21 protein-coding genes and 4 pseudogenes are annotated in these 26,988 nt (G+C 72.1%); 11 read left to right on the top strand and 14 right to left on the bottom strand.

Translation table 11 applies throughout. The features are described from left to right. Nucleotides 1-74: 74 nt before the first annotated feature. The 4 genes and pseudogenes from WBK50_RS02695 (at nucleotide 75) to efeB (ending at nucleotide 3,996) form a co-directional block, all read left to right on the top strand. A complete protein-coding gene (locus WBK50_RS02695) occupies nucleotides 75-482 on the top strand; it encodes a tetratricopeptide repeat protein (protein WP_341334070.1) in 408 nt (135 codons plus the stop codon). A 175-nt stretch (nucleotides 483-657) separates the two neighbouring features. Continuing rightward, nucleotides 658-1,486, top strand: a pseudogene (gene efeU, locus WBK50_RS02690) (iron uptake transporter permease EfeU). Between the two features lie 18 nt (nucleotides 1,487-1,504). After that, nucleotides 1,505-2,665 (top strand): iron uptake system protein EfeO, encoded by a 1,161-nt coding sequence (gene efeO / locus WBK50_RS02685; protein WP_341334069.1) that lies wholly within the window; start codon nucleotides 1,505-1,507, stop codon nucleotides 2,663-2,665. After that, nucleotides 2,662-3,996 (top strand): iron uptake transporter deferrochelatase/peroxidase subunit, encoded by a 1,335-nt coding sequence (gene efeB, locus WBK50_RS02680; RefSeq protein ID WP_341334068.1) that lies wholly within the window; start codon nucleotides 2,662-2,664, stop codon nucleotides 3,994-3,996. The genes efeO and efeB overlap by 4 nt, the downstream gene beginning before the upstream one ends. 20 nt (nucleotides 3,997-4,016) lie before the next feature. Here efeB and WBK50_RS02675 read toward each other — a convergent pair. Continuing rightward, a pseudogene (locus WBK50_RS02675) lies at nucleotides 4,017-4,685 on the bottom strand (IS982 family transposase). Between the two features lie 119 nt (nucleotides 4,686-4,804). After that, nucleotides 4,805-4,993: pseudogene (locus tag WBK50_RS02670) on the bottom strand (DUF1269 domain-containing protein); the annotation flags it as partial. 451 nt (nucleotides 4,994-5,444) lie between these two features. Here WBK50_RS02670 and WBK50_RS02665 point away from each other — a divergent pair. Further along, nucleotides 5,445-5,882, top strand: coding sequence for a DUF7144 family membrane protein (locus WBK50_RS02665; protein WP_341334067.1), 438 nt, complete (start codon nucleotides 5,445-5,447; stop codon nucleotides 5,880-5,882). A 348-nt stretch (nucleotides 5,883-6,230) separates the two neighbouring features. On the opposite strand, the gene WBK50_RS02660 is transcribed toward WBK50_RS02665, so the two are convergent. Then, nucleotides 6,231-7,505: an IS110 family transposase gene (locus tag WBK50_RS02660; protein WP_341334066.1), complete on the bottom strand. Its 1,275-nt coding sequence runs from the start codon at nucleotides 7,503-7,505 to the stop codon at nucleotides 6,231-6,233. A gap of 303 nt (nucleotides 7,506-7,808) precedes the next feature. On the opposite strand from WBK50_RS02660, the gene WBK50_RS02655 reads away from it, so the two are divergent. Continuing rightward, nucleotides 7,809-8,222 carry a DUF7144 family membrane protein gene (locus WBK50_RS02655; protein ID WP_341334065.1) on the top strand — a complete coding sequence of 138 codons (414 nt, stop codon included), beginning with the start codon at nucleotides 7,809-7,811 and terminating at the stop codon, nucleotides 8,220-8,222. 492 nt (nucleotides 8,223-8,714) lie between these two features. Here the strand turns inward: WBK50_RS02655 and WBK50_RS02650 are convergent, their stop codons facing one another. Further along, the gene (locus WBK50_RS02650; protein WP_341334064.1) at nucleotides 8,715-9,206 is read right to left on the bottom strand and encodes a hypothetical protein; all 492 of its coding nucleotides are present in this window, start codon (nucleotides 9,204-9,206) and stop codon (nucleotides 8,715-8,717) included. A 310-nt stretch (nucleotides 9,207-9,516) separates the two neighbouring features. Between WBK50_RS02650 and WBK50_RS02645 the strand changes: the two genes are divergently transcribed. Then, nucleotides 9,517-9,909: a PASTA domain-containing protein gene (locus WBK50_RS02645; RefSeq protein ID WP_341334063.1), complete on the top strand. Its 393-nt coding sequence runs from the start codon at nucleotides 9,517-9,519 to the stop codon at nucleotides 9,907-9,909. A gap of 275 nt (nucleotides 9,910-10,184) precedes the next feature. Here WBK50_RS02645 and WBK50_RS02640 read toward each other — a convergent pair whose 3' ends face one another. After that, nucleotides 10,185-11,102, bottom strand: a complete 918-nt coding sequence (locus WBK50_RS02640) for a MazG family protein (protein WP_341334062.1) — start codon at nucleotides 11,100-11,102, stop codon at nucleotides 10,185-10,187. Nucleotides 11,103-11,105: 3 nt separating this feature from the next. Beyond that, nucleotides 11,106-11,339, bottom strand: a complete 234-nt coding sequence (locus tag WBK50_RS02635; RefSeq protein ID WP_341334061.1) for a hypothetical protein — start codon at nucleotides 11,337-11,339, stop codon at nucleotides 11,106-11,108. Between the two features lie 57 nt (nucleotides 11,340-11,396). On the opposite strand from WBK50_RS02635, the gene WBK50_RS02630 reads away from it, so the two are divergent. Then, nucleotides 11,397-11,546 carry a hypothetical protein gene (locus tag WBK50_RS02630; RefSeq protein ID WP_341334060.1) on the top strand — a complete coding sequence of 50 codons (150 nt, stop codon included), beginning with the start codon at nucleotides 11,397-11,399 and terminating at the stop codon, nucleotides 11,544-11,546. A gap of 218 nt (nucleotides 11,547-11,764) precedes the next feature. Here WBK50_RS02630 and WBK50_RS34900 read toward each other — a convergent pair. Both WBK50_RS34900 and WBK50_RS02620 read right to left on the bottom strand, forming a co-directional pair. Beyond that, nucleotides 11,765-12,007, bottom strand: a pseudogene (locus WBK50_RS34900) (hypothetical protein); the annotation flags it as partial. A gap of 63 nt (nucleotides 12,008-12,070) precedes the next feature. Next, nucleotides 12,071-12,214: a hypothetical protein gene (locus WBK50_RS02620; RefSeq protein WP_341334058.1), complete on the bottom strand. Its 144-nt coding sequence runs from the start codon at nucleotides 12,212-12,214 to the stop codon at nucleotides 12,071-12,073. A 522-nt stretch (nucleotides 12,215-12,736) separates the two neighbouring features. Here WBK50_RS02620 and WBK50_RS02615 point away from each other — a divergent pair. Together WBK50_RS02615 and WBK50_RS02610 are read left to right on the top strand one after the other, a co-directional pair. Beyond that, the gene (locus tag WBK50_RS02615) at nucleotides 12,737-14,053 is read left to right on the top strand and encodes an MFS transporter (protein ID WP_341334057.1); all 1,317 of its coding nucleotides are present in this window, start codon (nucleotides 12,737-12,739) and stop codon (nucleotides 14,051-14,053) included. Then, entirely contained in the window at nucleotides 14,044-14,409 is a 366-nt protein-coding gene (locus WBK50_RS02610) for a hypothetical protein (RefSeq protein ID WP_341334056.1), read from the top strand. Before WBK50_RS02615 ends, WBK50_RS02610 begins: the two co-directional genes overlap by 10 nt. 731 nt (nucleotides 14,410-15,140) lie before the next feature. Here the strand turns inward: WBK50_RS02610 and WBK50_RS02605 are convergent. The 4 genes from WBK50_RS02605 to mfd form a co-directional block, all read right to left on the bottom strand. Continuing rightward, a complete protein-coding gene (locus WBK50_RS02605) occupies nucleotides 15,141-15,782 on the bottom strand; it encodes a response regulator transcription factor (RefSeq protein WP_341334055.1) in 642 nt (213 codons plus the stop codon). Continuing rightward, the gene (locus WBK50_RS02600) at nucleotides 15,764-16,981 is read right to left on the bottom strand and encodes a hypothetical protein (RefSeq protein WP_341334054.1); all 1,218 of its coding nucleotides are present in this window, start codon (nucleotides 16,979-16,981) and stop codon (nucleotides 15,764-15,766) included. The genes WBK50_RS02605 and WBK50_RS02600 overlap by 19 nt, the downstream gene beginning before the upstream one ends. Continuing rightward, on the bottom strand, nucleotides 16,974-18,086 hold the full coding sequence (locus WBK50_RS02595) for a sensor histidine kinase (protein WP_341334053.1): 1,113 nt from the start codon (nucleotides 18,084-18,086) through the stop codon (nucleotides 16,974-16,976). The genes WBK50_RS02600 and WBK50_RS02595 overlap by 8 nt, the downstream gene beginning before the upstream one ends. Before the next feature lie 105 nt (nucleotides 18,087-18,191). After that, the gene (gene mfd / locus WBK50_RS02590; RefSeq protein ID WP_341334052.1) at nucleotides 18,192-21,743 is read right to left on the bottom strand and encodes a transcription-repair coupling factor; all 3,552 of its coding nucleotides are present in this window, start codon (nucleotides 21,741-21,743) and stop codon (nucleotides 18,192-18,194) included. A gap of 314 nt (nucleotides 21,744-22,057) precedes the next feature. On the opposite strand from mfd, the gene WBK50_RS02585 reads away from it, so the two are divergent. Beyond that, nucleotides 22,058-22,981, top strand: coding sequence for a hypothetical protein (locus tag WBK50_RS02585; RefSeq protein WP_341334051.1), 924 nt, complete (start codon nucleotides 22,058-22,060; stop codon nucleotides 22,979-22,981). Between the two features lie 526 nt (nucleotides 22,982-23,507). On the opposite strand, the gene WBK50_RS02580 is transcribed toward WBK50_RS02585, so the two are convergent. Continuing rightward, nucleotides 23,508-25,697, bottom strand: coding sequence for a S41 family peptidase (locus tag WBK50_RS02580; RefSeq protein WP_341334050.1), 2,190 nt, complete (start codon nucleotides 25,695-25,697; stop codon nucleotides 23,508-23,510). Beyond that, nucleotides 25,625-26,878, bottom strand: coding sequence for a hypothetical protein (locus WBK50_RS02575; protein ID WP_341334049.1), 1,254 nt, complete (start codon nucleotides 26,876-26,878; stop codon nucleotides 25,625-25,627). The genes WBK50_RS02580 and WBK50_RS02575 overlap by 73 nt, the downstream gene beginning before the upstream one ends. Between the last annotated feature and the right edge of the window lie 110 nt (nucleotides 26,879-26,988).

The raw sequence follows: 26,988 nt of genomic DNA, 5'->3' as shown, positions 1-26,988 counted from the left end.
GGGCGCGCGTGCGCTCGCGCGACGCGCACGGATGTCAAGCCTCGCGATTCATGGTCCCGACACCTAACGTAGGAATGACCATGACGAGCGAACCCGTCTCCCGCCGGGAGCGAAACCTGGTCTTCGAGTCGTTCCGTCGTGCCGAGATGTTGTTGTCCGACAGGCGTCCGCTCGACGCGTTGCAGGCCCTGACCCCGGTGGTCGAGAGCCAGCCCAACGACGCCTCGGTGCACCTGCTCGCCGGCCGCGCCTACCTGGACTCCGCGCAGCTCAAGCGGGCCGAGCAGGCTTTCTGCAAGGTGCTCGAGCTGGATCCGTCCGACCACTACGCGCGCTTCGCGCTGGGCAAGGCGCTGCAGCGGCAGGGCCGTCTCGGCGAGGCGCTCGCACAGCTCAAGATGGCTGTGGTGATGGACCCGCGGCCGGAGTACCAGGAGGCGCTCGGCGAAGTCCGGGCCCGCATCGCGACCCTGCAGGACTGACCGTCGCGCCGACCGCTCTCGAGGACGAGATCCGGACATCGAAAGACATTACAGCGACGACCGGCGCCGCGGCCTCGGGACGGAGCCTTCCGAACCGCCGGTTCGGCAAGCTAGCCTCAGCCCGCTACTGATGAGCCTCACCTAATCGAGGCAGCGGGAACCGGAGGTCGGCTCGGTGTTGGGCAATGCGCTGATCGGACTGAGGGAGGGCCTCGAGGCCTCCCTCGTCGTCAGCATCCTCGTCGCGTTCCTCGTCCGGACGGACCGCCGGCGCGAGCTTCCGAAGGTCTGGCTCGGCGTCGGCATCGCGGTGCTCGTGAGCGTCGGCGTCACCCTCGGACTCACCCTCGCCGAGCAGGCGCTGACCTTCGAGGCGTCGGAGGCCCTCGGCGGATCGCTGTCCATCCTCGCGGTCGGCTTCGTCACCTGGATGATCTTCTGGATGCGCAACAACGCGCGCGCCCTGTCGTCGGACCTGCAGGGGAAGCTCGAGACGGCGATCCGGATGGGGCCGGTCGCGGTCGTCGTCATGGCCACGCTCGCCGTCGGCCGCGAGGGCCTGGAGACCGCCGTCTTCTTCTTCGCCGCCGCCCAGGCCGCAGGCGAGACCGCCCAGCCGCTGATCGGCTTCCTGATCGGCATCGCGCTGGCGATCGTCCTCGCGTACCTGATCTACCGCGGGGCCATGAAGATCAACCTGGCGAAGTTCTTCACCGTCACCGGTCTGCTGCTGATCTTCGTGGCCGCCGGGATCCTCGCCTACGGCGTGCACGACCTGCAGGAGGCCGGCGTGCTGCCCGGCCTCACCACCCTCGCCTTCGACGTGAGCGCGACGATCCCGCCGGACTCCTGGTACGGGACGTTGCTCAAGGGGGTCTTCAACTTCTCCCCAGACGACCGTGTTCCAGGCCGTCGTCTGGGTGCTCTACGTCGCCGTCGTCCTGACGCTGTTCCTCATCCCCCTGCACGCGCGGTCCACCACCTCCGCCGCTGCGCGAGTTTGACTCCCCGAGGAGAAGAGCATGTCCCGCACCACCCGACGGTCGGCTGCCGTCCTGCTCACCGCAGGAACCGCCGCACTCGTCCTCGCCGGGTGCACCAGCACCGCCCAGCCCGCCGCGCCCTCCGGTGGTGACGCGGTCGGCGCTCCGATCACGGTGAACGCGACCGACGCCGCCTGCGAGGTCTCCAGCGTCGAGGCGCCGGCCGGCAACATCTCCTTCTCGATCAAGAACTCCGGCACGAAGGTCACCGAGTTCTACCTCTACGGCACGGGCGACCGGATCATGGGCGAGGTCGAGAACATCGGCCCGGGCCTGTCCCGGAACCTGATCGTCGAGGTACCGGACGGCGGCGACTACACCACCGCCTGCAAGCCCGGCATGATCGGCGACGGCATCCGCAACGCCTTCACCGTCACCGGCACGGCGGCCCGCTCGGTCGACACGAACGCCAAGCTCGCCGAGGCCACGGCCGGCTACAAGCGCTACGTCGGCTCGCAGATCGACGCGCTCGTGCCCAAGACGCAGGAGTTCGTCGACGCCGTCAAGGCCGGCAAGGTCGAGGAGGCCAAGGCCCTCTTCCCGGTCTCCCGCACCTACTGGGAGCGGATCGAGCCCGTCGCCGAGTCGTTCGGCGACCTCGACCCGAAGATGGACGGCCGCGAGGACGACGAGCGCGAGCCGGGCGTCGGCTTCACCGGTTTCCACCGGCTGGAGAAGGACCTCTGGGTCGACGGCCTGCAGCCGGACTCGGCCACCGTCGCCGACCAGCTGATGGCCGACACGAAGGACCTGCAGACGCGCGTCGCCCCGCTCGAGTTCACCCCGGTCCAGCTCGCCAACGGCGCCAAGGAACTGCTCGACGAGGTCGCCACCGGCAAGATCGAGGGCGAGGAGGACCGCTACTCGCACACGGACCTCTGGGACTTCAAGGGGAACCTCGACGGCTCGCAGGGCGCGGTCGCAGCACTCCGTCCGGTGATCGACGAGAAGGACCCCCAGCTCGGCCCGACGCTGGACCAGCGCTTCGCCGCCGTCGACGCGCTGCTCGACGAGTACCGCGAGGGTGACGGCTACAAGAGCTACCTGACGCTGACCGAGGACGACAAGAAGGCCATGGCCGCCGCCGTCGACGCACTCGCCGAGCCGATCAGCCGGGTGGCGGGGGTCGTCACGTCATGAGCCCGACCCGCCCCTCGACCGAACCGGACGCAGCGCCGGAGTCCACTCCTCCTGCCCCGCCGGAACAGCCACCCGTGGCCTCCGGCGGGAACGGCGGCGGGTTCTCCCGGCGGCGGTTGTTCGGGTTCGCCGGGGCGGGCGTCGCGCTCGCCGGCGCCGGGGCCGGCATCGGCTTCGCCGCCGGGGCCTCCTCCGGCGACGAGCCGGCCCGCGACGGCGTCGTGCCGTTCCGGGGGCAGCACCAGGCCGGGATCGTCACCCCGGCCCAGGACCGGATGCACTTCGTGGCCCTGGACCTCACCACGAAGGACCGGGCCGAGGTGCAGCGGCTCTTCCAGAAGTGGACGGCCGCCGCGGAACGTATGACCGCCGGGCTCGAGACCAGCGAGAACGGCGCCGTCGGACTGAACCCGCTGTCCCCGCCGACGGACACCGGCGAAGCGCTGGGGCTGCCCGCCGCGTCTCTCACGCTGACCCTCGGGCTCGGCGCGTCGATCTTCGACAAGCTCGGCATGGTGGACAAGCGGCCGCCCGCGTTGATCGATCTCCCCTCGTTCACCGGGGACCGGCTCGATCCGAACCGCTCCGGCGGCGACCTCTGCATCCAGGCGTGCTCGGACGACCCTCAGGTCGGCGTGCACGCGATCCGCAACCTGGTCCGGATCGGCTTCGGCACCGTCGCGGTGCGCTGGTCGCAGCTGGGGTTCGGGCGGACGTCGTCGACCTCGACCGCGCAGACCACCCCGCGCAACCTCTTCGGCTTCAAGGACGGCACGAACAACCTCAAGGCCGAGGAACCGCAGGAGATCGACCAGCACGTGTGGGTGGAGGCCGGGGACGGTCCGGCGTGGATGACGGGCGGCAGCTACCTCGTCGCCCGGCGGATCCGGATGCACATCGAGACGTGGGACCGCACCTCGCTGCAGGAGCAGGAGGAGATCGTCGGGCGGACCAAGGGCGAGGGCAATCCGCTCAGCGGGCAGAAGGAGTTCGACCGCGCGGACCTGAACGCTCGCGGTGCGGACGGGCAGCCCGCGATCCCGACGGACGCGCACATCCGGCTGGCGTCATCGGAGTCACTGAACGGGGTCAAGATCCTGCGTCGGGGCTACAACTTCGTCGACGGCTCCGACGGCAGCGGCCATCTCGACGCGGGGTTGTTCTTCATCGCGTTCGTCCGGAACCCGCAGACGCAGTTCGTCCCGATGCAGCGGGCGCTGGCGAGGAAGGACAAGATGATGGAGTACCTGGAGCACAACGGCTCCGCCCTCTTCGCCTGCCCGCCGGGCCTCGGGGACGGCGAGTACTGGGCCCAGTCCCTCTTCAGCTAGACGAGGAAGTCCGAACTCGGTCAGTGGTCGTAGGCGGTCGGGGACCTGGTGAGTTCTTGGCCGGTGGCCCGGTTGTGCCAGATCGCGGCGGTCATGGCGAGGAAGCGTTGCCCGATCCGGGCGCCGACGCCGTCGATGCTGCGGCCGCCGTCGAGTTCCAGGTCGAGTTGTCCTTTGAGCGTGTGTCGAAGATCGACTCGACGGGCCGGTTTGAGGAGACGTTCGGCAGGGTGGCGATCAGGTGCAGGCGCAGTCCCCAGAAGAAGCGCGAGTGGCTTGCGCAGTAGCTGTAGCCGGCCCATCCGGCCAAGTTGGAGCGTTTGACAGTGGGGCGGGATCGGGCGCACTCGACCGGGGTCGAGTCGACCACCCAGACCGGGTCGGCCCACAGGTCGGTGTCGCAGGCCAACACCCGGATCAGCTGCTTGATCAGTGGCAGAGCGCCACGCAGACGCTTGTTGTAGCCAGACTGGCCCGGCAGGTACGCCGAACGCCCCGGGGAGGTGTGCGGGTACGAAGCGCAGCCAGCGGGCCTCGGAACGGATGCCGAGCAGCACCTGGGCGACGGCGAGGGTGAGTAGTTCTGCGTCGGAGAGTTTCGGGGGCCGCCCGGTACGGGTGCGGTGCCCAAGATGGTCGTCGATCTTGACGTACAGTGCGGTCAGGAGGGGGTTGAGGTTGGTCGTCACAAACTGACCTTCAACACCCTCCTGCCATAGCGGGCCCGGCATCCCCCGCGCCGGGTGAAGGCGCCCTGATCACCCCGCGCCCGGGAGACACGACCGGCCCCCACCCCTCACCGCCCCCATCAGACGTGCTCGACCTCGGAGAACGCCTCACGCAGCTTCGCCTCCTGCTCGCTCGACAGGTTCGTCGAGATCAGCGACGCCCCGGTCGTCCCGAAGCGCTCAAGGACCTTGTCCGGCACCGCGTTCGACGACATCACGAACAGCGCGGACGTCCCGGGCGTCACGTTCTCCCGCACCTCCTTGATGAACTGCCGAGCAGTCGTCACCGCGGCTGCCTATCGCGTCCGCAGGGCCTCACCCCAATACCGGGCCGGGATCGCTACGCTGCGCCGCTCGGCCAGCTGCTTGGCGCCCTGGCCGAGCACCTCCCCGACGTCGACCCACCCGTCCGGGATTACGCCGTCCGGGGCCGCCGCAACGCCTTCGGAGACCCTCGCGGACCGTCCCTACTGCCGTTCGCTGAGGTAGTGACCCCAGCGGTACCACGGATCCCCCGTCCGCAACCCCTCGTCGAGCCTCTCGAACCCCCGAATCCGCTCGCTCGCCGCGCCCACCACACCTCCCGGTCGCCGTCGTCCACGCGGGCGCGGAGTCTCCGGCCCGCGGGCCGGAGACGATTCACCCGTCCCGGATGGGGCCGTGGCGGTGCCGAGGGGCCAGGGTGACGTCGGAGACCGGCCCTGCCGACAGGAGTCCACGATGAGCACGCACGCGACGCCGCATCGGGCCGAGCCCGGTGGAGCGGCGACACCCGGAGGTCGGACGGAGTTCACGACGACCTTCGCCCTGTTCGCCGCCGTCCTGATGCTGCTTGGGGGGGCCTGCGGCGTCCTCACCGGCATCGCGTCGATCGCGCAGGACGAACTCCTCGTGCGGACACCGCAATACACCTACACGTTGAACCTCGCCACCTGGGGCTGGATCCACCTGGTCCTGGCCGTCCTTCTCGGCGCGGCGGGCGCCGGCGTGCTGTGGGGCGCGAGCTGGGCCCGCCCCCTCGGCATCACGGCGGCCGGGCTGAACATCGTGGCGCACTTCGCGTTCCTCCCGCACTTCCCGATCTGGGGCCTGATGCTCATCGTGCTGAACGCGATCGTGATCTGGGCGCTCGTCCCGTACCGCGCCGAGAAGGGCTGACGGTCCGGAGGAAGACCGTCGTCGTCCTCTCGTGAGACGGTCCGCCCGTCGACGGTCCGGACGCCGCCGCCGGACCGGCAACAGGAGCGGCGTGCTCTCCGGCGGAGACCCATCGCTTCGCCGTCTCGAGCTCAGCGACCGGAAAGCTTCGCACAAAGCCCGGCACCAGGAGGAAAGCAGCGCAGCGTGGGCCGCAGCCAGGTCTCGTCGCTGACGATCGCCACCCGCTCGGAGCAGGTGGGGGCTACAGCTCCGACGGCGAAACCTGGTCCTAATCCGAAAATGAGTCGGGACGGGCGAACGGGGCCCACCGGCCAGGTGCGTGTCGGGGTCGGGCTGTGGTGGTGCTCAGGCCGCGGGTTCGAGGGTGACTGTGAAGCCGAGGGCCTCGAGTTGCCGGACGTGGTTGCGCTTCTTGCGGTCCGGCCCGATGCGGTTGTCGTAAAAGTCGGAGCCCAGGTCACGGTAGCGGGCGCCGGGGGCAGACAGCAGGTGCCAGATGATGACCAGGATCGAGCGGCCGACCGCGACGATCGCCCTCTTCTTGCCCCGGCGCCGGGCGATGCGCCGGTAGCGCTCGCCGAGGAAGGTGTCGGTCTTCCCGGCGGTCACGGCCGCCTCGCCGAGGACACGGGCCAGGTAGGGGTTGCCGTGCCCGGTGGCACCTCGGCCGCTGTTTCTGCCCGCCGATTCCTTGATCCCGGGGGCGAACCGGGCCCAGGAGCACAGGTGAGCGGCGGTCGGGAACCGGGTCATGTCCACCCCGATCTCGGCGATCACCACGTGCGCAGCGGTCCGTCCGACCCCGGTGATCTCATCGAGACGCCCGACCGTCTGGGAGAAAGGGGTAATCAGCTCCTCGATCTTGGTTTCGACCGCGGCGATATCCACGCCGGCCTCGTCGATCCGGGCCAGCATCGTGCGCAACAGGAACGCGTGGTGATCGGTGAAACGCCCCACGAACGCCTGCTCCAGCAGCGGGATCTTGGGGCGCATCCCGGTGCGGGCCAGCTGCGCGAGCACCCTCGGGTCACGTTCGCCGGCGATCAACGCCGCCATCATCTCCCGGCCCGACACCCCGAAGATGTCGCTGGCCACCACCGACAGCTTGATCTGGGCGTCCTCGAGCAGCTTCTCCACCCGGTTCTTCTCCGCGGTGCGCGTGTTCACCAGGTCGGCGCGGTAGCGGGTCAGATCGCGCAGCAACCGGATCTGCGGGGGCGGGACGAAGCTGGGCCGGATCATCTGCCGTTCGGTGACCTTGGCCAGCCACACCGCGTCGAGCTTGTCGGTCTTGGGCCGACCCGGCAGATGCTTGACGTCTTTGGCGTTGACCAGCCACGGATCCAACCCCTGGGACTCCAGCAGGTAGAACACCGGTTTCCAGTAATCCGAGGTCGCCTCCATGACCACCCGGGTCACGCCCAGCTCACGCAACCGATCGGCCAGACCCAGCAGCGAACGGGTCATCGTCGAGTAGGCCGTGATCTCCTGCGCGCGGCGGCCCGGTCTGTCCGGGTTGGGAACCCGGACGCAGGCCACCAGCTCCGCCTTGCCGATGTCCAGCGCCGCAACCCGCTCTGATCCTCCCCCGATCTCACGGACGGTGTGGTCGTGCGGCACCTCTCGGGCCACCGCGTGCGGTGCGGCGGCGCGAGGACCCGCACACCAGCCGAGCGAACCGCCACCGACCGACTGTCTCGGTGAACACCGTCAAGAGCGACGCCGGTCGTCTACACCGAACTTGAGCAAGATCGCCAGCGTCCTTCGGGGCGGGGGCTGCGATGACTGTGCCGTACCAGCCGGGAACCTCGTCACCGCGATGCGCTCCGCCGTGTTGAGAGGTCACCCGCACGGGATGACGCGCGGCACAGCCCACACCCGCAGCATGCAGCGAGCGGCTCGAGTGCGGAGGAGACCAACGACATGAGTGAACACGTTCACGGCGGTCTTCCGCAACGCCGCTCGGGCTGGTTCGGGATGGTCGTCGCGGTCGGCGTGATCCTGATCGTCCTCGGGGTGTGGAATGCCATCGACGGGTTGAGGGCACTCCTCGCAGGCGACTTCGTCGTGGCCGACGCCGAGCGCGTCGTCGCGCTCCGGGTGGCCGCGTGGGGTTGGGTACTGCTAGCACTGGGCATCGTCGAGGTGGTCGCAGGTGTCGCGCTCTTCATCGGGGCCAGGTGGGCCCGCGTGGTCGCGGTGCTGGTGGCCGGCTTCAACGGAGTCATCCAGCTGGCGTTCATCGCGGCCTATCCCGTCGGCGCCGTCCTCATCATGATCCTTTCCGCCGTCGTGATCTGGACGGTCATCAAGCACGGCGACGCGGCGCGGGTCTGAGTCAGCCCATGCTGCGGTCGCTGCGCCCGGCCACGGCTCGTCGAACAGACCTCGAGGCGCCGGTCAGACGCGCTCGGTCTCCGCATGGTTCCCGCGCAGTCGCACTTAGCGCCTTGATCGCTACTTGGATCTTGCCGTCATGGAGGATGCCGCGGCTCGCAGGACGTGCTGGCGCAGCGAGTCCGCCGGGTTGGGGTCATACAGCAGCGCCTCCTCACCGCTGAGCTGGAGAACCTCCGGCGCCAGCGGAGGGCATTGCGCATACCCGATTCAAATCAACAACAATTCGCATGGATATTCCCTCCGCCTAAGGGTCGTGCCTCCACGACGCCGACCGGCACGCAGTGCGCCAACGGTCCGACTCATGGGCTCCGAGCCTGGCCGGTCGGGCACCTCATCCAGCCCGGGTGAATTCGGCGTCCGTGCAGGGCGGAAACCCCGTTGGCAGCCGACGGCCTGCGGGTGCTCGCGGTGCCGTGTGGGCGCCGGCGGCTAGTGCAGCGCCGCCTTGAGCACGATCAGGAAGGCAGCGACCAGTCCCACCAGACCGGCCTGTGCCAGGCTCCGGAGAACCGAAGCGCCGGAGAAACGGGCCGCCCAGTAGCCGTAGAAGCCGATCAACACGAACCCGCCCCGTTTCGCCAGCGCAAAGGCGGCTTCCGTCCTGATCACGCCGACCGCCGCTAGAAGGAAGAACACCGCAGGGAAGGCGCCACCGAACGCGACCGCGGCGGCGTCGTCGAACATGTGCCGCAACTGGTGACGGGTTACCCGGTGCCGCTCGCTGGTCTCGGTGCCGACCACCTCGCTGTAGAACTCGGCGAGCGCGACCGCGACGGCCGTGCCCAGCAGCCAGCCGATCATCTGCCCGGCGGTCCGCGGGTAGCCCTCCAATGCGACAACCAGGGCCAGGCCGACGATCGCGCCGTAAATGACACGAGCGACCTGACGAGAGCCCAGGTGGGACGCGAGCCTCGTGCGCATGCCCGGGAACATTGCCGTGGGCGACGGTCGGCCGCGTCACCCGCTGGGGAGGAACTCGCGTCGCAGCCGGCCGTCCGGCCGCCCGGACCGCCCGGTCCAGGCGCCGCAGCATCCAGGGCGGACTACGCCGCCAGCCCGCTGAGCCCAGCGGGAGGCGAGAAATCATCCGAGGTGTCGGGTGGCAACTCGCTCCTCGTCGCCATCAGCGCCGATGGCGCATGGACGAGGACCAGACATGCCAGCCGACAGCAGCAGGTAACGACGCCGCCACTCACGGGATGACCCCGATACCACGGGACAAGCAGCACAAATGGAGCGCTCCCTGATGTATTCCCGTCTCGCCTTGAGCGGCGCCGCCCTGGCCGCCCTCCTTACGCTCGCCGGATGTGGCGGCGGTACGACAGCCGCCCCGGTGACCGTGACGGTGCCCGCGCCAGCGACGGTCGTCACAGCGGCCCCCGCTGCGACGCAGACACCCGCGCCGGCGACGCTGACCGTGCCGGATCTCACGGGGCAGAACGGCGCGATCGCCGAGTCCACGCTCAAGAGCATGGGCTTCACGAACGTGCGGCTGGCCGCGGATCCCACTTCCGGGAAGTCGCTTGTCGCCCTACCGGAGAACTGGACGGTGACGAAGGTCGACCCGAAGCCGGGCAGCGAGCTCGCGGCCGGTCAGCTCGTCGTCGTCACGATGACCAAGTAGCTGCTCGCCCTCCAGGGCCCCGCCGGCCTCCGATGCTGACGGGCTCTCGTCCTTCATCCGACCTGGGGAGAGGATGCCGGCGGGAGCAGTGACCCGGGCCCCTACGGACGTCGGCTGACAGACCTCTGAGTTGCGGGAGACCGTCGGCTCGACAGCCACGGCGCCGAGTCCCGCCTCACGCGACACGAAACCGCGACTCGCGCGGTCCCACACCGCGACTCGCGCGGCCTCACGTCGCGACTCGCGGGGGAGGGCGCGTGGGAAAGGGCGCGCGGTCAGGCGGGCCAGGCTCGGCGCCAGGTTTCCGGGTCCAGGGCGTGCGGGTCCGCGCCCTGGGCGGCCGCGGTGCGTTCGGCCTCCCGGACCAGCTCGGCGAAGCGGCGGGCGGCGGTGCGCAGCTCGGCCTCCGGGTCGATCCCCGCGAGCTTCGCCTTCGCTGCGGCCCGGAACAGCTCCTCCCCCACGCCCCCGCCGGTGGGCAGCAGGTCGTCCGGGAGGCCGGCGCGGGCGGTTCGGCTGGTGAGCTTCGCGGCGAGGGCGACCGCGGGCTGGCCGAGCGGCACGCCGTCGACACTCGACGTGCGCTGCTTCTCGGCCCGCTTCAGCTCCTCCCAACGGCTCTCCTGCACGGACGCCGTGTCGATCCGCTCGGTGCCGGCGAAGACGTGCGGGTGCCGCCCGACGAGCTTCGCCACCAGCCCGGACGCGACCTCGTCGATGCCGAACGGCGCCTCCGCGGACTCCTGCGCGACCCGGGCGTGGAACAGCACCTGGAGCAGGACGTCCCCGAGTTCCTCGCGCATGTCCGCGCGGTCGCCGTCCTCGATCGCCTGGTAAAGCTCGTAGCACTCCTCGACGAGGTACTGCAGCAGCGAGGCGTGGGTCTGCTCGGCGTCCCAGGGGCAGCCGCCGGGCGAGCGCAGGCGGTCCATGACGGCGACGGCGTCGAGCAGCGCAGCGCCGTGCGGTTCCGGGGTCGCCACGGCGCCGGGCGCGGGTTCGAGCGTCAGCAGGACGGCGTCGTCCGGCAGGGACTCGCCCTCGACGGCGCGCGTGGCGCCCGATGCCGCGACCAGCTCGTCCGGCACGCTCGGATCCGCGAGCACGACCGAGGCGTTCCGCAAGGCCGGGAGCGCGGCCGCGGGCAGGACGGCGCCGAGCCGCCGGGACAGGACGACGACGGTGGGCGCCACGCGTCAGCCCCGCCCGGTCTGCACCGGCAGGAGAACCCCGCCGCGTTGCTCGGGGGCGACGACCCGCATCTGCACCGGGTCCCACACGCCGTAACGAGGGTTGACCGTGACCGCGAGCTGGTCCGACAGCGGCTGGACCAGCCGTTGGCCGATCGCGGCGAGCGAGTCGCTGTCCGTGGAGGAGACGACCGAGGGCTCGCTCGGCGGCGCGTCCGTGGAGCGCCGGGTGACGCGCATGACGGCCCAGACGGCCTGCCCCGGGACGGCTCGAACGCGACGACCTGGCCCGCGGGGGTGCCGAACGCGGCGGTCGCGGCGAGGGTCGCGTCCTGGCCGACGCGCAGGACCTGGTTGCGGGCGGCGGTGTTCCTGTCGTCGAACACGGCTTCGGCGGCCGGGCCGCCGGCCGCGATCGTGCGGGCCTTCGCCTCGGCCTCGGCCTGAGTGGTCGTCAGCGCGACGTCGACGGTGACGGACAGCCGGTCCGCGTACTTGCGGCCGAGCTCGGTGGCGGCGAGCCGGTCCCACACGGCATCGTGCAGGTTCCCCTCGTCGAACAGGGTGCGGCCGAGCACCGCCTCGGTGCCGCCGAGCGCCGTGGTCTCCGCGGCGACCTGGGCCTCCGTGACCGTGATGTTCTCGGCCCGGGCGGCGCGCTCCAGCAGCTGGTGCATGACCGCGGCCGTGACGACGTCCCGGGAGATCTGCTCGGTGGTCCCGCCCTGCTGCGTGATCCGCTGGACCATGTCCGTGCGCCCCAGGGCGGTGCGGAGCTGATCCTGCATCTGGGTGAGCGAGATCGAGTCCTGGCCGAGGATCACCGCGGAGTCGACCTGGCTCGGCCCGCTGCCACAGCCGCTGACGACGGCACCGACGACCACCGCGGACGCAACGAGACGCCCCATCCTGATGCGCACGGCGGTCAGCCTCTCACGCCGACGTGGCGTGGGTCGCACCGCCGCCGGTGCTCAGAAGTCCGCGTGGACCAGCACGGCGTCGCAGATCGAGTCCGCGAACGTCTGCCGGCGCGCGTCCCACAGCGGGCGGAAGCAACCGAGGTGGAACGGCAGGCCGTCGATCACGTGCGCGAACCCGAAGACGGCCAGGTACACGAGTGGGCCGGATAGCCGGGCTGGGCGTGATACGCAGACCCGGCCAGATACACGGACCGCGCCGGAGAGCCGCGCCGGGGAGCCGGGCCCGCCGCCGAGCGGGGATGCTGCGAAGGGGTGACCGACACGAGGTCGAGCCCATCTCGGCTGTGCCTGGAGCGATGAGGCGGCCCGGTACGGGGGCGCTGGCCTCATCCATGCCTGTAAGCGGTAGTTCGGTACAGGTACAGGATCGGCTAGCCGTTGATCTTTCCGCAGCCGGACGTCGGTGTGCGGGTTCTGCTCGCCGAACGTCTTGCCCCGACGATCACGGGTGCCCCCTCAGGACGGGCCGGTTGGCATCTCTAGGGCGAGCCGAACGGCCCTGGTACGACCGACGGCACCGCTGCCACCCTCTCAAGGTCTCCCGAAGGGGGCGCGGGAGCTGTGTCCTTGCGGGGCTCGGCCATCCCCGGCCGCCTCGCGGGTCCGAAGCCCGGACCTTCGGTTAGCCGCTAGTTCGACGACTGAAGGGACCTGACGGTGACGGACACAACACCCGCGGATACGGCAGCGCCCGGATTGTCGACGGGGTCGGCGATTCGCTGGGCACCACTGATCGCGCTGGCGACCGCCCAGTTCGTCATGGTGCTCGACCAGTCGGTGATGAATGTGTCGATCAGCACCCTGGTGGCCGACTTCCACACCACGGTGACCACGATTCAGGCAGTGATCACGCTGTACTGCCTGGTCATGGCGATGTTGATGCTGACCGGCGCCAAGGTCGGTGACATCATCGGCCGCCGCCGGGCGTTCGTCGTCGGCCTGGTCGTCTACGGTTGCGGTTCGCTGACGACGGCGTTGGCGCCGACCGTGGCCGTGCTGACACTGGGCTGGTCGATCCTCGAAGGGATCGGTGCGGCGCTGGTCCTACCGGCACTCGCCGCGCTCATCGCGGGGAACTTCGCCGGAGCCGCCCGGAAGGTGGCCTACGCGGTGATCGGTGGCGTCTCCGGGGCCGGCATCGCCGTGGGCCCGATCCTCGGTGGCTGGGCCACGACCGAGCTCAGCTGGCGGGTCGTCTTCGCCGGTGAGGTCGTGTTGGTCATCTTCATCCTCGCCATGACCGGAAAGGTCGCCGACGCCAAGAGCGGCGGGCCGAAACCGCGGCTGGACTATCTGGGCGCCGTCATGTCGGCCGTGGGCCTGGGCGTCATCGTGCTCGGCACGCTGCAGTCGAGCACCTGGGGCTGGGTGCTGCCGAAGGGCTCCCCGATCGCTCCGCTGGGCTTCTCGCTGACCATCTGGATGATCGCAGGCGGCGCCGTCCTGCTGTGGGCTTTCACGGTGTGGCAGCGCCACCGGGAGAAGATCGGCGCGGACCCACTCGTGCACCTGAGCCTGCTGCGGATCCCTCCGCTTCGCTCGGGCCTGATCGGGCTGTTCAGCCAGAACCTCATCCTCATGGGCGTCTTCTTCGTGGTGCCGCTGTACCTGCAGCTCGTACTCGGCCTGAACGCTCTGCAGACCGGCCTCAAGATGCTGCCCATCTCGATCACCATGTTCTTGGCCGCCGCGGCCGGCTCGCGGCTGTCGACCCGCTTCACCGTACGCGGGATCGTCCGGACCGGACTCACCACCGCGGCGCTGGCGGTGCTGATCCTGCTCGCCACGATCGATCCCGAGCTGAAGGACGTCGGGTTCGCCGTCTCGATGGGGATCCTCGGCGTGGGGATGGGACTCATGGTCTCCCAGCTCGGCAACGTGGTGCAGTCCTCGGTCGACGCCTCAGGACGGGGGAGGCAGGCGGGCTGCAGTACACCGGCCAGCAACTCGGCTCCTCCCTCGGCGTGGCGCTGATCGGCGCGATCGTGCTGACCGGCCTGACCAGCTCCTTCGTCACGACGATCCAGTCGGATCAGCGGATCGGTGCCGAGGTCGCCACGCAGGTGGGTGTCGCCGTCGAGAACGGTATCGACTTCGTCTCAGCAGACCAGGTGCAGGCCGCCGCCGAGAAGGCCGAGCTCGACCAGGCCACCACCGCCGCCATTGTGGACGACTACACCAAGGCCCAACTCAGGTCGCTCAAGGTCGGCCTGCTCACCGCGGCCCTGCTCGCCCTGCTCGCTCTGATGTCCACCCGGGAGCTCCCGCACGACCCACCGGCCGGGCGCCGCAAAGAGGAGGACCCGGAGCTGTCCCCGTCGTCGGCCTGAGCGCAGTGGATCTCGGATCCGATGGCCGGATGCGGCCACCATCCGACGCTCGGTTCGTGCTCGACCCGGCCGTGGGGACGTTGACGAGCAGCACGTCAGGTGTTCACCCGACAGCGGCGCGGCACCGGGCCTCCTACGGTCGACAGGGCCCGGCACCCACGGACCACCGCCCCGCGGGTGCCGGGCATCCGCGCCACCTGTCGGGTGTTCGCACGACACGACCGGGCGTCCCGCGGACATAGGGTCGGCGTGGGTTCGCCGCCGGACGACATCGCAGGGGGCACACTGCGTCGGCCGGCGGCACCCGGCCTCCTCGCCGGGGCACGGCGGCTCGGGTGTTCGTGCACGGGGGGAACGCCCGAGCCGCGGCACCGGCCCGCCGTGGGCCTCCCCGCATGCCGACCCGCCTGGTGAACGTCGTCGTCGACGCGCGGACGGTTCCGCGCACGGCCTGTCGACCCCCCGACGAGGTCGACGTGCGCTGCCCGGACGTCGGCGAGCTGATCTTCGATCTCGTGTCCGCGCCGGTCATTGAGGCCGAGGTCGTCAAGAACCGGGTGCACCCGGACGTCGCCCCCGAATCCGGGAGTCTCGGCAGGACGCGGTCGAGGCGCTGGTGGCCCGCGGTGCGCGCCCGGCGGACGTGGGCAGCGGGACATGCCGTGGGTGGTCCTGCAGGGCCCGGAGGGCGCCGGGTTCTGTGTCCTGACGCCCCGCCGAGGAGCTCGGGCTCAGAGGCCGGCGAGGTCGATCAGCCCGTCCTGCAGCGCCCTCGCCACCAGAGCCGCCTTCGTCGTGGCCGGACGTCCCACGTCCGCGTACTTGATCCGTACCCGGTTGATGTAGGTGTCGACCGTCTTCGCGGACAGGTGGAACCGCTGCGCGACGAGCTGCTTCGAGTCGCTCTCGAACCACGCGAGCAGCACCTCGCGCTCCCGCTCGGACAGCACCGGACGGTCCGGGTGCCGGTCCGCCGCCATCGCGCCGCCCAGCACCGGAGGGGTGTAGGGCAGGTCGTCGGCCACGGCCTGGAGGGCGGGGATCAGGTGCTCCGGACCCTCGGCCTTCGTCAGGTACGTCGCCGCCCCGAGTTCCAGGCAGCGCAGGGCGGTGTCGCTGTCCGCATGCTGCGAGTAGACGATCACCCGACGGCCGGCGTCCGCGAGCGTGGTGAGCGCGCGGAAGGCCGGGGCTCCGTCGAGTTGCAGGTCGAAGACGACGACGTCAGCCTCCGCCCCGGCGCCCGCGAGGGCCACGCCGGGACTGGCTCCGGCGGCGAGCACCCTGATCGGCGGCTCCGCGGCCGCGCACCAGGCGCGCACCCCGTCGACGACGGCGGGGTGATCGTCGACGATCACGATCGAGGGGCCCATCTCGCCTCCACCCATGTCCGGCCGCCGCCCACGACGGTGGTTACCGTGCTGCCGTCGGCCCGGGTCCGTTCCCCCGGCACCACGCCTCCCTCGGCGGCATCGGACACGACGCTCAGCACGACGGCCCGCTCCACCCCGCTCAGCGTTACCCGCGCGGTCCGTTCCGCACGCAACAGACCGGCCCCGACCTCGTCGAGAAGCCCCTGACAGACGTCCGGAGGCGGAATCGCCCGGGATCCGCGCTCGGAGTAGTGCACCTCGACGCCGCGCCGTTCCGCGATGTCGATCAGCGTGGCGAGCTCGGCGGCGAGCGGGTCCGTGGCGTCGCGCTCCTCGGCGAACATCCGCCGCAGGCGGGCCGCGCCGAGCGCCGCCGCGCGCTGGACCTCCGGGTCCGCGGGCGAGCGGGTCCCGTCCCCGATGCCGCGCAACAGCGGCAGGGCGACGTTCCGGAGCTCGGCGTAGCGGGCCTCGCGGTCGGTGTGCACCGCGGCGGCGACGGCGTCCGCCGTGACGGTCCGGGCGCTCTCCTCCGCCGCGGCGGCGGCCTGTGCGGCGACGGCCCGCAGCGCCGAGCCCGCCAGCCCGACCGCGAGCTGGAACGACGTCACCCCGACCGCCGTCGTCGCGAACACGACGAGGGCGACCTGGTCCGTCCGGCCCGCTGCGAGGAGCAGGCCCAGGGCGGTCAGCAGGTGTGCGCCCAGCACCGCCAGCAGCCCGCGCAGCGGGGCCCCGGTGAAGAGCAGCAGGGCGATCCAGCCGGCCGACCCGAGCGTCACGTGCGCCGGGCCGCTCAGCTCCGCCGGGTACAGCGCAAGGCCCGCGACCAGCGTCACCACCAGCAGGAACACCGCCACGGGCCACCGCGCCCGGCCCCAGAGCCGGTGTCGGGCCACGAGCACGGCGTCGATCCCGGTGAGGACGAAGAAGACGCCGACCGCGGCGACCCCGGCCCACGGCACCCGGTAGCCGCCGAGGTTGGCGAGCAGGTTGGGCAGGTTCAGCCCGACGAGGATGACGAGCACGATCATGGTCTGGGCGATCCGCATCCCGCGGAGCAGCTGCGTCGACAGGTCCTCGGTCGACAGGTCCTCGGTCGACAGGTCCTCGGTCGACAGGTCCTGGATCGACAGGTCCTGGATCGACAGGTCCTGGATCGACAGGTCCTGGGTCGACAGGTCCTGGGAGTCAGGCATGCGGCCACTCCAGGCACACGCAGGTCCCCCGGCCGGGCGCGGACTCGACGACCGCGCCCCCGCCCGCGCTCGCCATGCGCTCGCGGACGGAGCGGGCCAGCCCGAACCTGTCGTCGGGCACGGCGGCGGGGTCGAACCCGCGCCCGGAGTCCCGGACGATCACCCGCACCCGCCCGTCCACGACCCGCAGGTCGACGACCACCGAGGCCACGAGCGCGTGCCGGCGCGCGTTCTCCAGGCTCTCGGCCACCGCGCCGCCGATCGCGCCGGCCACCGGTCCCGGCAGCTCCACGTCGCCGTCGAGCCGGAGGTCGACCGTGATCCGCGCGTCCGCGACGGCGCCCTCGACCACCTCCCGGGCGCGCGCGGCGGCACCCGGCTCCCCGCGCAACGCGACGACGTCGCGCCGGATCTGCGCGGGCAGCCACGGCTCGTCCCCGCGGACGCCGCCCACCCCCACCATCATCAACGTGCTGGCCGCGGTGTCGTGCACGGTCGCCCAGTGCGCCCGCTGCTCCGCCCGGCGGGCGCGGCGGAGCTCGGACTCCCGCTCGGCGGCGAACCGCTCGGCCATGTGCTCGTCGGCGATCCGGCCACCGCGCCGCACGAGCCGCCACAGCAGCCGGGACAGCGCCGCCTCCACCGCCGTCCACACCCCGCCCGCGACGAGCGCCTGCCCGACCGTCACCCCGGGCGACGCGGACGCGCCGACCACGAACGCGACGCACACCAGCACCGTCGCGACGGCACCCGGCAGCGGCCGCACGTGCCACTGCAACGCGACGACCGCGAGCGACGAGACCGGCGAGACCCAGCCGAGGAACCGCACGAGCAGCGACGGGTCGACGAGCACGGACTGCGCCAGACAGAGCCCGCACATGAAGGCGACGTCGCAGACCCACACCCAGGTCCGCGGGGCCCTCCGCATCAGGTGCAGGTAGACCAGGCTCCACCCCGCGAGGACGACCGCGACGAGCGCGCACACGGCCGTGCCGGCCGGCGGCGCCGCGAAGGGCGCGGCCACCGCCATCAGGACGCCGACGACCGCCCGTGCGCCCGCCGCGTAGCGCAGACCGAACCGGTCGAGGAATTCCGCTGTCGACATCTCGCAGTGGGCGTCGCCCGCTGCGGGCACGGCGTTACCGCCGCGACGCGGCCCGCCGCTGTCCGGCGAACGCCCGACACCGTGCTCGGGCTCGCCGGACGCCGGTCAGGCGTTGACGGCGACCGGGGCGGCCAGCTCCTTCACCAGGGTCGTCAGCCACTCCAGCAGCTCCGCGTCCCGCAGCGCGGCGCCGCCGATCTTGTTGCCGGCGGTCGGCTTCGGGACGGTGACCAGCCGCGACGCCGGCTTGTAGACGCTCTTCGGGTGCAGCCGCTTGAGGCGCATCTGCCGGGAGTCCGGAAGGTCGACCGGGCCGATGCGCAGGACGTTCCCGGTGACCGTCACCTCGCCGATGCCCAGCGTGCGGCAGGTCTGCCGGAAGCGGGCGACCGCGAGCAGGTTCCGGACCGGTGTCGGCGGCTCGCCGTAGCGGTCCGTGACCTCCTCCATGATCGCCTCCAGCGCCGCCTCGTCCCCGGCCTCCGCGATCTTGCGGTAGAGCTCGAGCCGCAGCCGTTCGCCGTCGACGTAGTCGTGCGGGACGTGCGCATCCACCGGCAGGTCCACCCGGACCTCGGCCAGCTGCTCCTCGACCTCGCCGCCCTCGTTGCCCGCCTGCTTACGGAACGCCGCGACCGCCTCGCCGACGAGCCGGATGTACAGGTCGAACCCGACGCCCGCGATGTGCCCGCTCTGCTCCGCGCCGAGGATGTTGCCCGCGCCGCGGATCTCCAGGTCCTTCATCGCGACGGCCGCGCCCGAGCCCAGCTCGGAGTGCTGCGCGATGGTGGCGAGCCGGTCGTGCGCGGTCTCGGTGAGCGGGTGCTCCGGCGGGAACAGGAAGTAGGCGTATCCGCGCTCGCGGCCACGCCCGACCCGGCCGCGGAGCTGGTGGAGCTGGGAGAGCCCCAGGGTGTCGCTGCGCTCGACGATCAGCGTGTTCGCGTTGCTGATGTCCAGCCCGTTCTCGACGATCGTGGTGCACACCAGGACGTCGGACTCGTTGTGCCAGAACGCGTTGACCGTGCGCTCCAGGACGTCCTCGTTCATCTGGCCGTGGGCGACCGCGATCCGCGCCTCCGGCACCAGGTCCTGGATCTTCTTGGCCGCCCGGTCGATCGAGCTGACCCGGTTGTGCACGTAGAAGACCTGGCCGTCGCGCAGCAGCTCGCGGCGGATCGCGGCGGCGACCTGCTTGTCGTCGTAGGCGCCGACGTAGGTGAGCGTCGGGTGCCGGTCCTCGGGCGGGGTGGTGATCGTGGACATCTCGCGGATCCCCGCCAGGCTCATCTCCAGCGTGCGCGGGATCGGCGTGGCGGAGAGCGTGAGCACGTCGACGTGGGCGCGGAGCGCGGTGATGTGCTCCTTGTGCTCGACGCCGAAGCGCTGCTCCTCGTCGACGATCACCAGCCCGAGGTCCTTCCAGCGGACCCCGCTCTGCAGCAGCCGGTGCGTCCCGACGACGACGTCGACGGTCCCGTCCGTCAGCCCCTTGATCGTCTCCTTGGCCTCGGCGTTGTCCGTGAACCGGGACAGGCCCTTCACCGTGACCGGGAAGGCGCGCATCCGCTCGGAGAAGGTCGAGAGGTGCTGCGTGGCGAGCAGCGTCGTCGGCACCAGCACGGCGACCTGCTTGCCGTCCTGCACCGCCTTGAACGCCGCGCGCACCGCGATCTCGGTCTTGCCGAAACCGACGTCCCCGGAGATCACCCGGTCCATCGGGACCGGGCGCTCCATGTCGTGCTTGACCTCGTCGATCGCGGCCAGCTGGTCCGGGGTCTCGGTGAACGGGAAGGCGTCCTCGAGCTCGCGCTGCCAGGGCGTGTCCTTGCCGAACGCGTGCCCGGGCGACGACTGGCGCGCCGCGTACAGCTGCACGAGCCCGGCCGCGATGTCCCGCACGGCCTTGCGCGCGCGGCCCTTGGTCTTGGCCCAGTCCGCGCCGCCCAGCTTGTTCAGCGTGGGCTGCTCGCCACCGACGTAGCGGCTGATCTCGTCGAGGGCGTCCGTCGGGACGAAGAGCCGGTCCGCGGGCTGGCCGCGCTTGCTCGACGCGTACTCCAGGACCAGGTACTCGCGGATGGCGCCCTGGACGTTGCGCTCGCGCATCTCGACGAACTTGCCGATGCCGTGCTGGTTGTGCACGACGTAGTCCCCCGGCTGCAGCGCGGCGAGGTCCACCGCGTTGCGCCGACGGGCGGGCAACTTGCGGGTCGCGGAGTCCAGCCCGGCGCGACTGCCGGTCAGATCCCCCTCCGACAGCAGCACGAGGCCGATCTCCATGGCGGTGAGGCCGTCGGAGATCCGCCCGCAGGTGACCGTGACCAGGCCCTTCTCCGGCTCGTCGGCCAGGTCCTCGACCAGGGTCGCGGGGACGTCGGCCTCGCGCAGCTGCTCGATCGAGCGGGCGGCCGTGCCCTGCCCGGCGACGACGAGCACCGCGGCCCCGCCGGACGCGGTGTGCGCCCGGAGATCGATCAGGGCGCGGTCGGTGTCCCCGCGGTAGGACTCGATCTCGTGCACGGCCGGGACCAGCGCGTCGTCCCGGCCGGAGAGCAGCGGGCTGAGGCTGACCACCGGACGTCCGGTGGTGGTGGCGTGCTCGAGGACCTCGGTGAGGTCCCGGTACGCCGACGCGCCGACGTCGATGGGCGCGGTGCCGCCGGTGCCGGCCGCCAGCCAGGACGCCTCCAGGAACTCCTGGCCGGTGCGCACGAGGTCCCGGGCCCGGGTGCGGATCCGCTCGGGGTCCGCGACCAGCACCCGGGAGCCGGCCGGCAGCAGGTCCGTGAGCAGCTGCAGCTCACCGCCGACGAGCGCCGGGATCAGCGACTCCATCCCCTCGCTCGCGATGCCCTCGGACAGGTGCTCGAGGATCTCGCGGAGCTGGGGGTTGTTCTCGTGCTCGCGCGCGAGCGCGGCGGCGCGCTCGCGGACGGGCGTGGTGAGGAGCAGCTCCCGGCACGCGGGCGCCACGACCTCCTCGACGGGCTCGACGGAGCGCTGGTCCGCGACCGAGAAGGTCCGCAGCTCGCTCACCTCGTCGCCCCAGAACTCGATGCGCACCGGGTGCTCCGCGGTGGGCACGAAGACGTCCAGGATGCCGCCGCGCACCGCGAACTCGCCGCGGGTCGTCACCATCTCGACGCGGGTGTAGGCCAGCTCGACCAGGCGCTCCAGCAGCGCCTCGAAGTCGTACTCGGTACCGACGCGCAGGGTGATCGGGTCCAGCGTGCCGAGCCCCGGGGCGATCGGCTGGATCAGGCTGCGGGCCGCGACGGCGACCACGCGGGGCGCGTCGTCCGAGGAGAGCCGGCGGAAGATCGTGAGCCGGCGGCCGACGGTGTCCGGGCGCGGGGAGAGCCGCTCGTGGGGCAGCGTCTCCCAGGACGGCAGGACGGCGACGGCGTCCTGCCCGATCAGCTCGGCGGCCGCGGCGCCCAGGTCCTCGGCCTCCCGGTCCGTTGCGGTGACGGCGAGGACGGTGCCCTGCGCGGACAGGGCGGAGGCGAGGAAGGGGCGCAGCGCCCCGGGGCCCTCGACGCGGACGGCGGGGGTGACGGAGGCCCGGAGGTCGACCTCGGCGGACGCCTCGAGCACGGCGCGCACCCCGGGATCGGCGGAGACGGCGGTGAGCAGACCGGACAGGGGGGCCATGACGGCGTCGACTCCTCGGTGACACGTGCACGTGGGGGCATGCGGACAGACCCCGGCCCCGGAACGGTCGTCCTCCCCGGGTGGGGTTCGCCCCTTCGACGATACGCCCGGCGATCCTCACTCCTGCGGCGCGTCGGCTGATCATTATGCTGGCCGCGCCGCGTCCGGCAACGACCGTTGCGAACACGTCCGGTGATCGGGCTCGGGGGGCCCGGCAAGAGGCTCGACGCGGCGACAATTCCACGAGAATCCACGCCCCGGTCACCGCCGCCCGCCCCGAGCGGGCGGCGGTGACCGGGTTCGGAGGGGGATACATGGCCAACGTCCACATCGATCCGGACTACACCGACGAGGAGCGCCGCCGGCGGCTCTTCGCGGGCGACGTCGTCGTCTACACGCACGTCCCGGCGATCGCCGAGTTCGCCGAGTTCACCCGCGACATGATCACCGAGCTGTTCGCGCCGCACGACCCGATCATGATCCAGGAGACGTACTCCCCCGAGCAGCTCGCGGACCTGCTGATCGAGTTCAAGCCGCGCTGGATCCACCACCCCGAGTCCAAGAAGCACGTCCGCAAGGTCGTCGAGGCGCTCGGCGGAGACCCCGAGCAGATCCACGCGGACGTGCCGAAGCTACGCACCGCCTTCCCCCAGGGCGGGCTCTCCACCGGCATCGCCTACGCCTTCCAGGCCCACCGCGACACCTGGTACGGCGCCCCCGCCGCCCAGATCAACTGGTGGATGCCGGTCTGGCCGGTCGCCGAGAACAACGTCATGGAGTTCTTCCCCCGCGGCTTCGGCGCCCAGGTGGAGAACGACTCCGGGGACTACGACTACTACGTCGCCAACGCCTGGCGCGGCCGGATCAAGGACTTCTCCGGCGGCAAGGACATGCGCGTGCACCCCGCCCCGGTCAACGGCATCGCCGACGACGAGCCGCGGATCACCGTGGTGCCCCCGGTCGGCGGGATCATGCTCTTCTCCGGGGACCAGCTGCACGCCTCGCTGCCGAACCTCTCCGGCCGAACCCGCTACAGCATCGACTTCCGCACCGTCGCCGTCCCGGACGTGCACGCGAAGGTCGGCGCCCCGATGGCCGACGTCGCCTGCACCGGCACCGCCCTGCGGGACTTCGTCCGGATGTCCGACGGGGCCCCCTTCACGGAGGAGGAGATCGCCCCGCACGACAGCGAGAGCACCGCCGCCGAGGCCGTGAAGGTCTTCTCCCCTACCCTCTGACCGCCGTCCACCCCCGCGAGTCGGGATCTCAGGCCGGGCGAGTCGGGATCTGAGGCCGGGCGAGTCGGGATTTCCGGTGCGCCCCTCGGACGTGGCCTTCACGTCGAGGGGCGCATCGTCGTGCCCGCCCTCGTGCTTGCGCGAGAGGTAGCCGTACGGAGTACGAGCGCAACAGGTCGGCCTGAAGTGGCCGGGCCCGGGCCGGATCCTGCGGTACTCGGCGCTGCGGGCGATGGTCGTCGTGGTCGGGCTCGGGCCTGTCGCGTACCGGGTGCTGCGCCGCGGGCGCATCACCCGGTACGCGTCGCTGCCGGCAACCCACCTCCTGACGCCCCCGAGCCGGGGCCCGCGGCCAGGTGAGTCGCGACCGCGGAGCGCGACCCGCGCGATCCAGGATCGCGACTCGCAGGGGCTGAGAGCCCGACTCACGGGGCCTCAGATCGCGACTCGCGCGGTCCAGGAGCGCGACTCGCGCGGGTGCCGGCCGGATCAGGGGGTGCCGGCCGGATCAGGGGGGTGCCGGGGGTCAGGGGCGGGGTGGGAGGTCCGGGCGGCGGCGGGAGGGGCGCGTCGCGGGGTCCGGGGGGCGGACCGCGGGGGTCCGTTCCAGGGCCTCCAGGGCGAGGTCGACGGCCTTCTCCAGCTGCGGGTCCCGGCCGGCCACCCAGTCCTGCGGCCTGATCACCACCTCGACGTCCGGGTCCACGCCGTGGTTCTCCACGCCCCAGGCCAGGTCGTCGAACCAGAACGAGTACCGCGGCTGGGTCACCCGGGTGCCGTCGACGAGGCTGTACCGGCTGTCGATGCCGATCACGCCGCCCCACGTCCGAACCCCGACGACCGGGCCGAGCCCGAGCCGCTTGAACGCCGCGGTGACGATGTCCCCGTCCGAGCCGGAGTGCTCGTCTGCCAGCGCGACGACGGGCCCGCGCGGCGCGTCCGCGGGGTAGGTCTCGGGGTGCCGGTGCCGCACGACGTCCCAGCCGATCACCTTGCGCGCCAGCTTCTCGATCACCAGCTGCGAGGTGTGCCCGCCGCTGTTCCCGCGCAGGTCCACGAGCAGTCCGTCCCGCTTGGACTCCCGGCCGAAGTCCCGGTGCAGCTGCGCCCAGCCGGACGCGACCATGTCCGGGACGTGCACGTACCCGAGCCGCCCGTCACTGCGGTCCGCGACGAATGCGCGCCGCCCGGCGACCCAGTCCTGGTAGCGCAGCGCGCCGTCGTCGAACAGCGGCCGCACGACCACGCGGCGCACCTCACCGACGGCGGTCCGGACGGTCAGCTCCGTGAGCCGGCCGTGGGCGCCGAGCAGCAGCGGCGCGGGCCCCCAGTCCGGGTCCACCGGGCGCCCGGCGACCTCGAGGATCGCGTCGCCCTCCCGGACGTCGACGCCCGGGTCCGCGAGCGGGCTGCGCGCCTGCGGTGCCGACGTCTCCGGCGGCAGCACCCGGGCGACCCGCCAGGTGCCGTCCGCGTCCGGGGCGAGGTCCGCGCCGAGCAGGCCGGGGCAGCCGTCCCAGTCCCCGCCACCCCCGCCGCCGACGACGTACGCGTGCGACGACCCGAGCTCGCCCTGCAGCTCCCACAGCAGGTCGACGAGGTCGTCCTTGCTTCCGACGGCGTCGACGAGCGGCCGGTAGCGGGCCAGCTCGGCGGCCCAGTCCACGTCCGCCATGTCCTCGACCCAGAAGTGGTCCCGCATCAGCCGGCCGGCCTCGTCGAACATCTGGCGCCACTCGGCGGTCGGGTCGATCGTGACCGAGATCCGGCTCGTGTCGATCTCGTACTCGTCCGCGTCGCCGTCGGAGGGGGCGGAGGAACCCGAGCGGTCCGTGCGCAGCAGCCGCAGGGTCTGCCCGTCCCGCACGACGAGGCGCGTGCCGTCCCCGCTGACCCGGTAGGCGTTCGCCGGGTCCGCGATCACGTCCAGCTTGCGGCGGGTCAGGTCGTAGCGCTCGAGGACCGGCCGGGGCCCGCGCTCGCCGTCCGCGCGGCCGTCCCCGAGGACGCCGCTGACCGGGACGCGGAACCACAGCAGGCAGTCCTTCGCCGCGCCGAGCCCGCGGTAGCGCGCCTCCGGCACCGGGATCGGGACGACCCGCCCGGAGAGGCCCTCGACGTCGATCACCGTCTCCGGCGGGGCGTCGTCCTTCTTCGCCTCGGGCCCGGCCGCCGGCTCCGCGCCGGACTCCTCGGCCGCCGGGTCCTCCTCGGTGGGCGCCGGGAGGTCCTCCGGTCCCTCGTCCGACGGCGAGGTCGGCCGCCCGTCCGGGCTCGCCCCGAACGGCGACGGCGTGCGCGCGGCCAGCGGGACGAGGAACGGCCGCCAGGACGCGGGGAACGTCAGGTCGAAGGAGTGCTCGTCGTAGATCGGGTCGAAGCTGCGCCGGGAGAGGAACGCGAGGTACTTGCCGTCCGCGGTGAACACGGGGTCCGTGTCCACGAACCGCGGCTCGGTGACGGCGACGTGGGTGTCGGCCGGGTCGTCGGCGGTGCCGGGCCGGATGACCATGATCCGGGTCAGCTCCGGCTCCACCGGGTCCTCGTAGGCCAGCCACCGGCTGTCCGGGGACCAGTTCAGCCCGGCGATCTCCCCGGCCGCGCCCCTTGCGAGCTCGCGGAGCGCGCCCGTCGTGGTGTCGATCAGCAACAGCCGGCCGTCGTGCGTGGCCAGCGCGGCGGAGGCGCCGTCCGGGGCCGCCTCGAGCTCCAGCACCCGCCCGCTTCCCCGGATCCGTACCTCGCGAGCGCCGCGGCGTCCGCGTGCGCGTCCAGGGGGGCGATGGCGACGGCGTCCTCGCCGGTCGCGTCGTCGATCCACATCGCCCGGTCGTCGCCGAGGGGCTGGGCGAGCCGCGCGCGCACGCCGGGCTCGGCGAGCAGCGTCCGCGCGGGCCCGTCCCGATGGGTGAGCCGGTGGACGGTGCCGCGCAGCGAGACGACGCTGGTCCGGCCCGTCCTGTCCGGGACCGCGCTGCTGAACCGGCGGCCACCGACCCGGAACGGCTCCCGGTCCGTCCGCGGCCCGGCGAGCCGGATCTCCGGCTTCACCGGCTCCGGCCCACGCGAAGCGTCATCAGCACCGAGCGAGTCCAGCAGGTAGAGCTCGCCCGCGGACTCGTAGACGACGCGGGTGCCGTCCGTGGTGGCGTGCCGGGCGTAGAACTCCGGGGCGCCGGGAGCACCGTGGTCCGTGTGCCGCCGCAGGTCGGTGCCCACGCTGCCGTCCTCGTTCAGGGACAGCGAGTAGAGGTTCCCCCAGCCCTCGTGGTCGGACAGGAAGGCGATCCGGCCGCCGACGATCATGGGCGAGTCCAGCTGCCCGCCGAGGTCCTCGGCGATCCGCGCGAACTCGCCCGAACCGGTCGGATCCCACCAGAGCTTGCCCGCGGTGCCGCCGCGGTAGCGCTTCCACCAGGCCATGTCCCGGGACATCGTCGTGCCGAGGAGCCGGCCGGGGCCGTCGGGGGCGAACGCGAGTGCGGAGACGGGCCCGACGTCCAGCCTGCGCGGCCCGCCCCCGCCGAGGGGGACGGCGTAGGCCCAGGTCCGGCGGGGCGAGGACTCGCCCGCGGCGGAGACGGCGACGACGGCCGGTTCACCGTCGAGCTCGGTCCAGCCGGCGACGCGGGTCCGCTGGTCCCCCCAGAACGTCAGCCTGCGGGCGGCGCCGCCCTCCGCGCCGACGACCCGGACCTCCGGGGCACCGTCCTTCCAGGACGTCCAGGCGACCAGCGAGCCGTCCGGGGAGAAACGGGGGGCGGCGACGGGGACGTCGTCCGCGGTCAGGCGGTAGGCGCGGCCCCCGGAGACCGGGGCGGTCCAGATGTCGTTCTCGGCGACGAGGACGACCGTGTCGCCGGCGAGGTGCGGGAAGCGGAGGTAACTGCGGGGCACCCGCTCACCGTATCGAGCGACGGTCCGGGCTCAGCGGGCACAGCGGCGAGCCGCTCAGTAGGCACAGCGGCGAGCCGCTCAGTAGGCACAGCGGCGAGCCGCTCAGTAGG

The sequence above is a fragment of the Pseudonocardia sp. T1-2H genome (genome assembly GCF_038039215.1).
Lineage (GTDB): Bacteria > Actinomycetota > Actinomycetes > Mycobacteriales > Pseudonocardiaceae > Pseudonocardia.
This window is presented reverse-complemented; position numbering and strand designations above follow the sequence as displayed.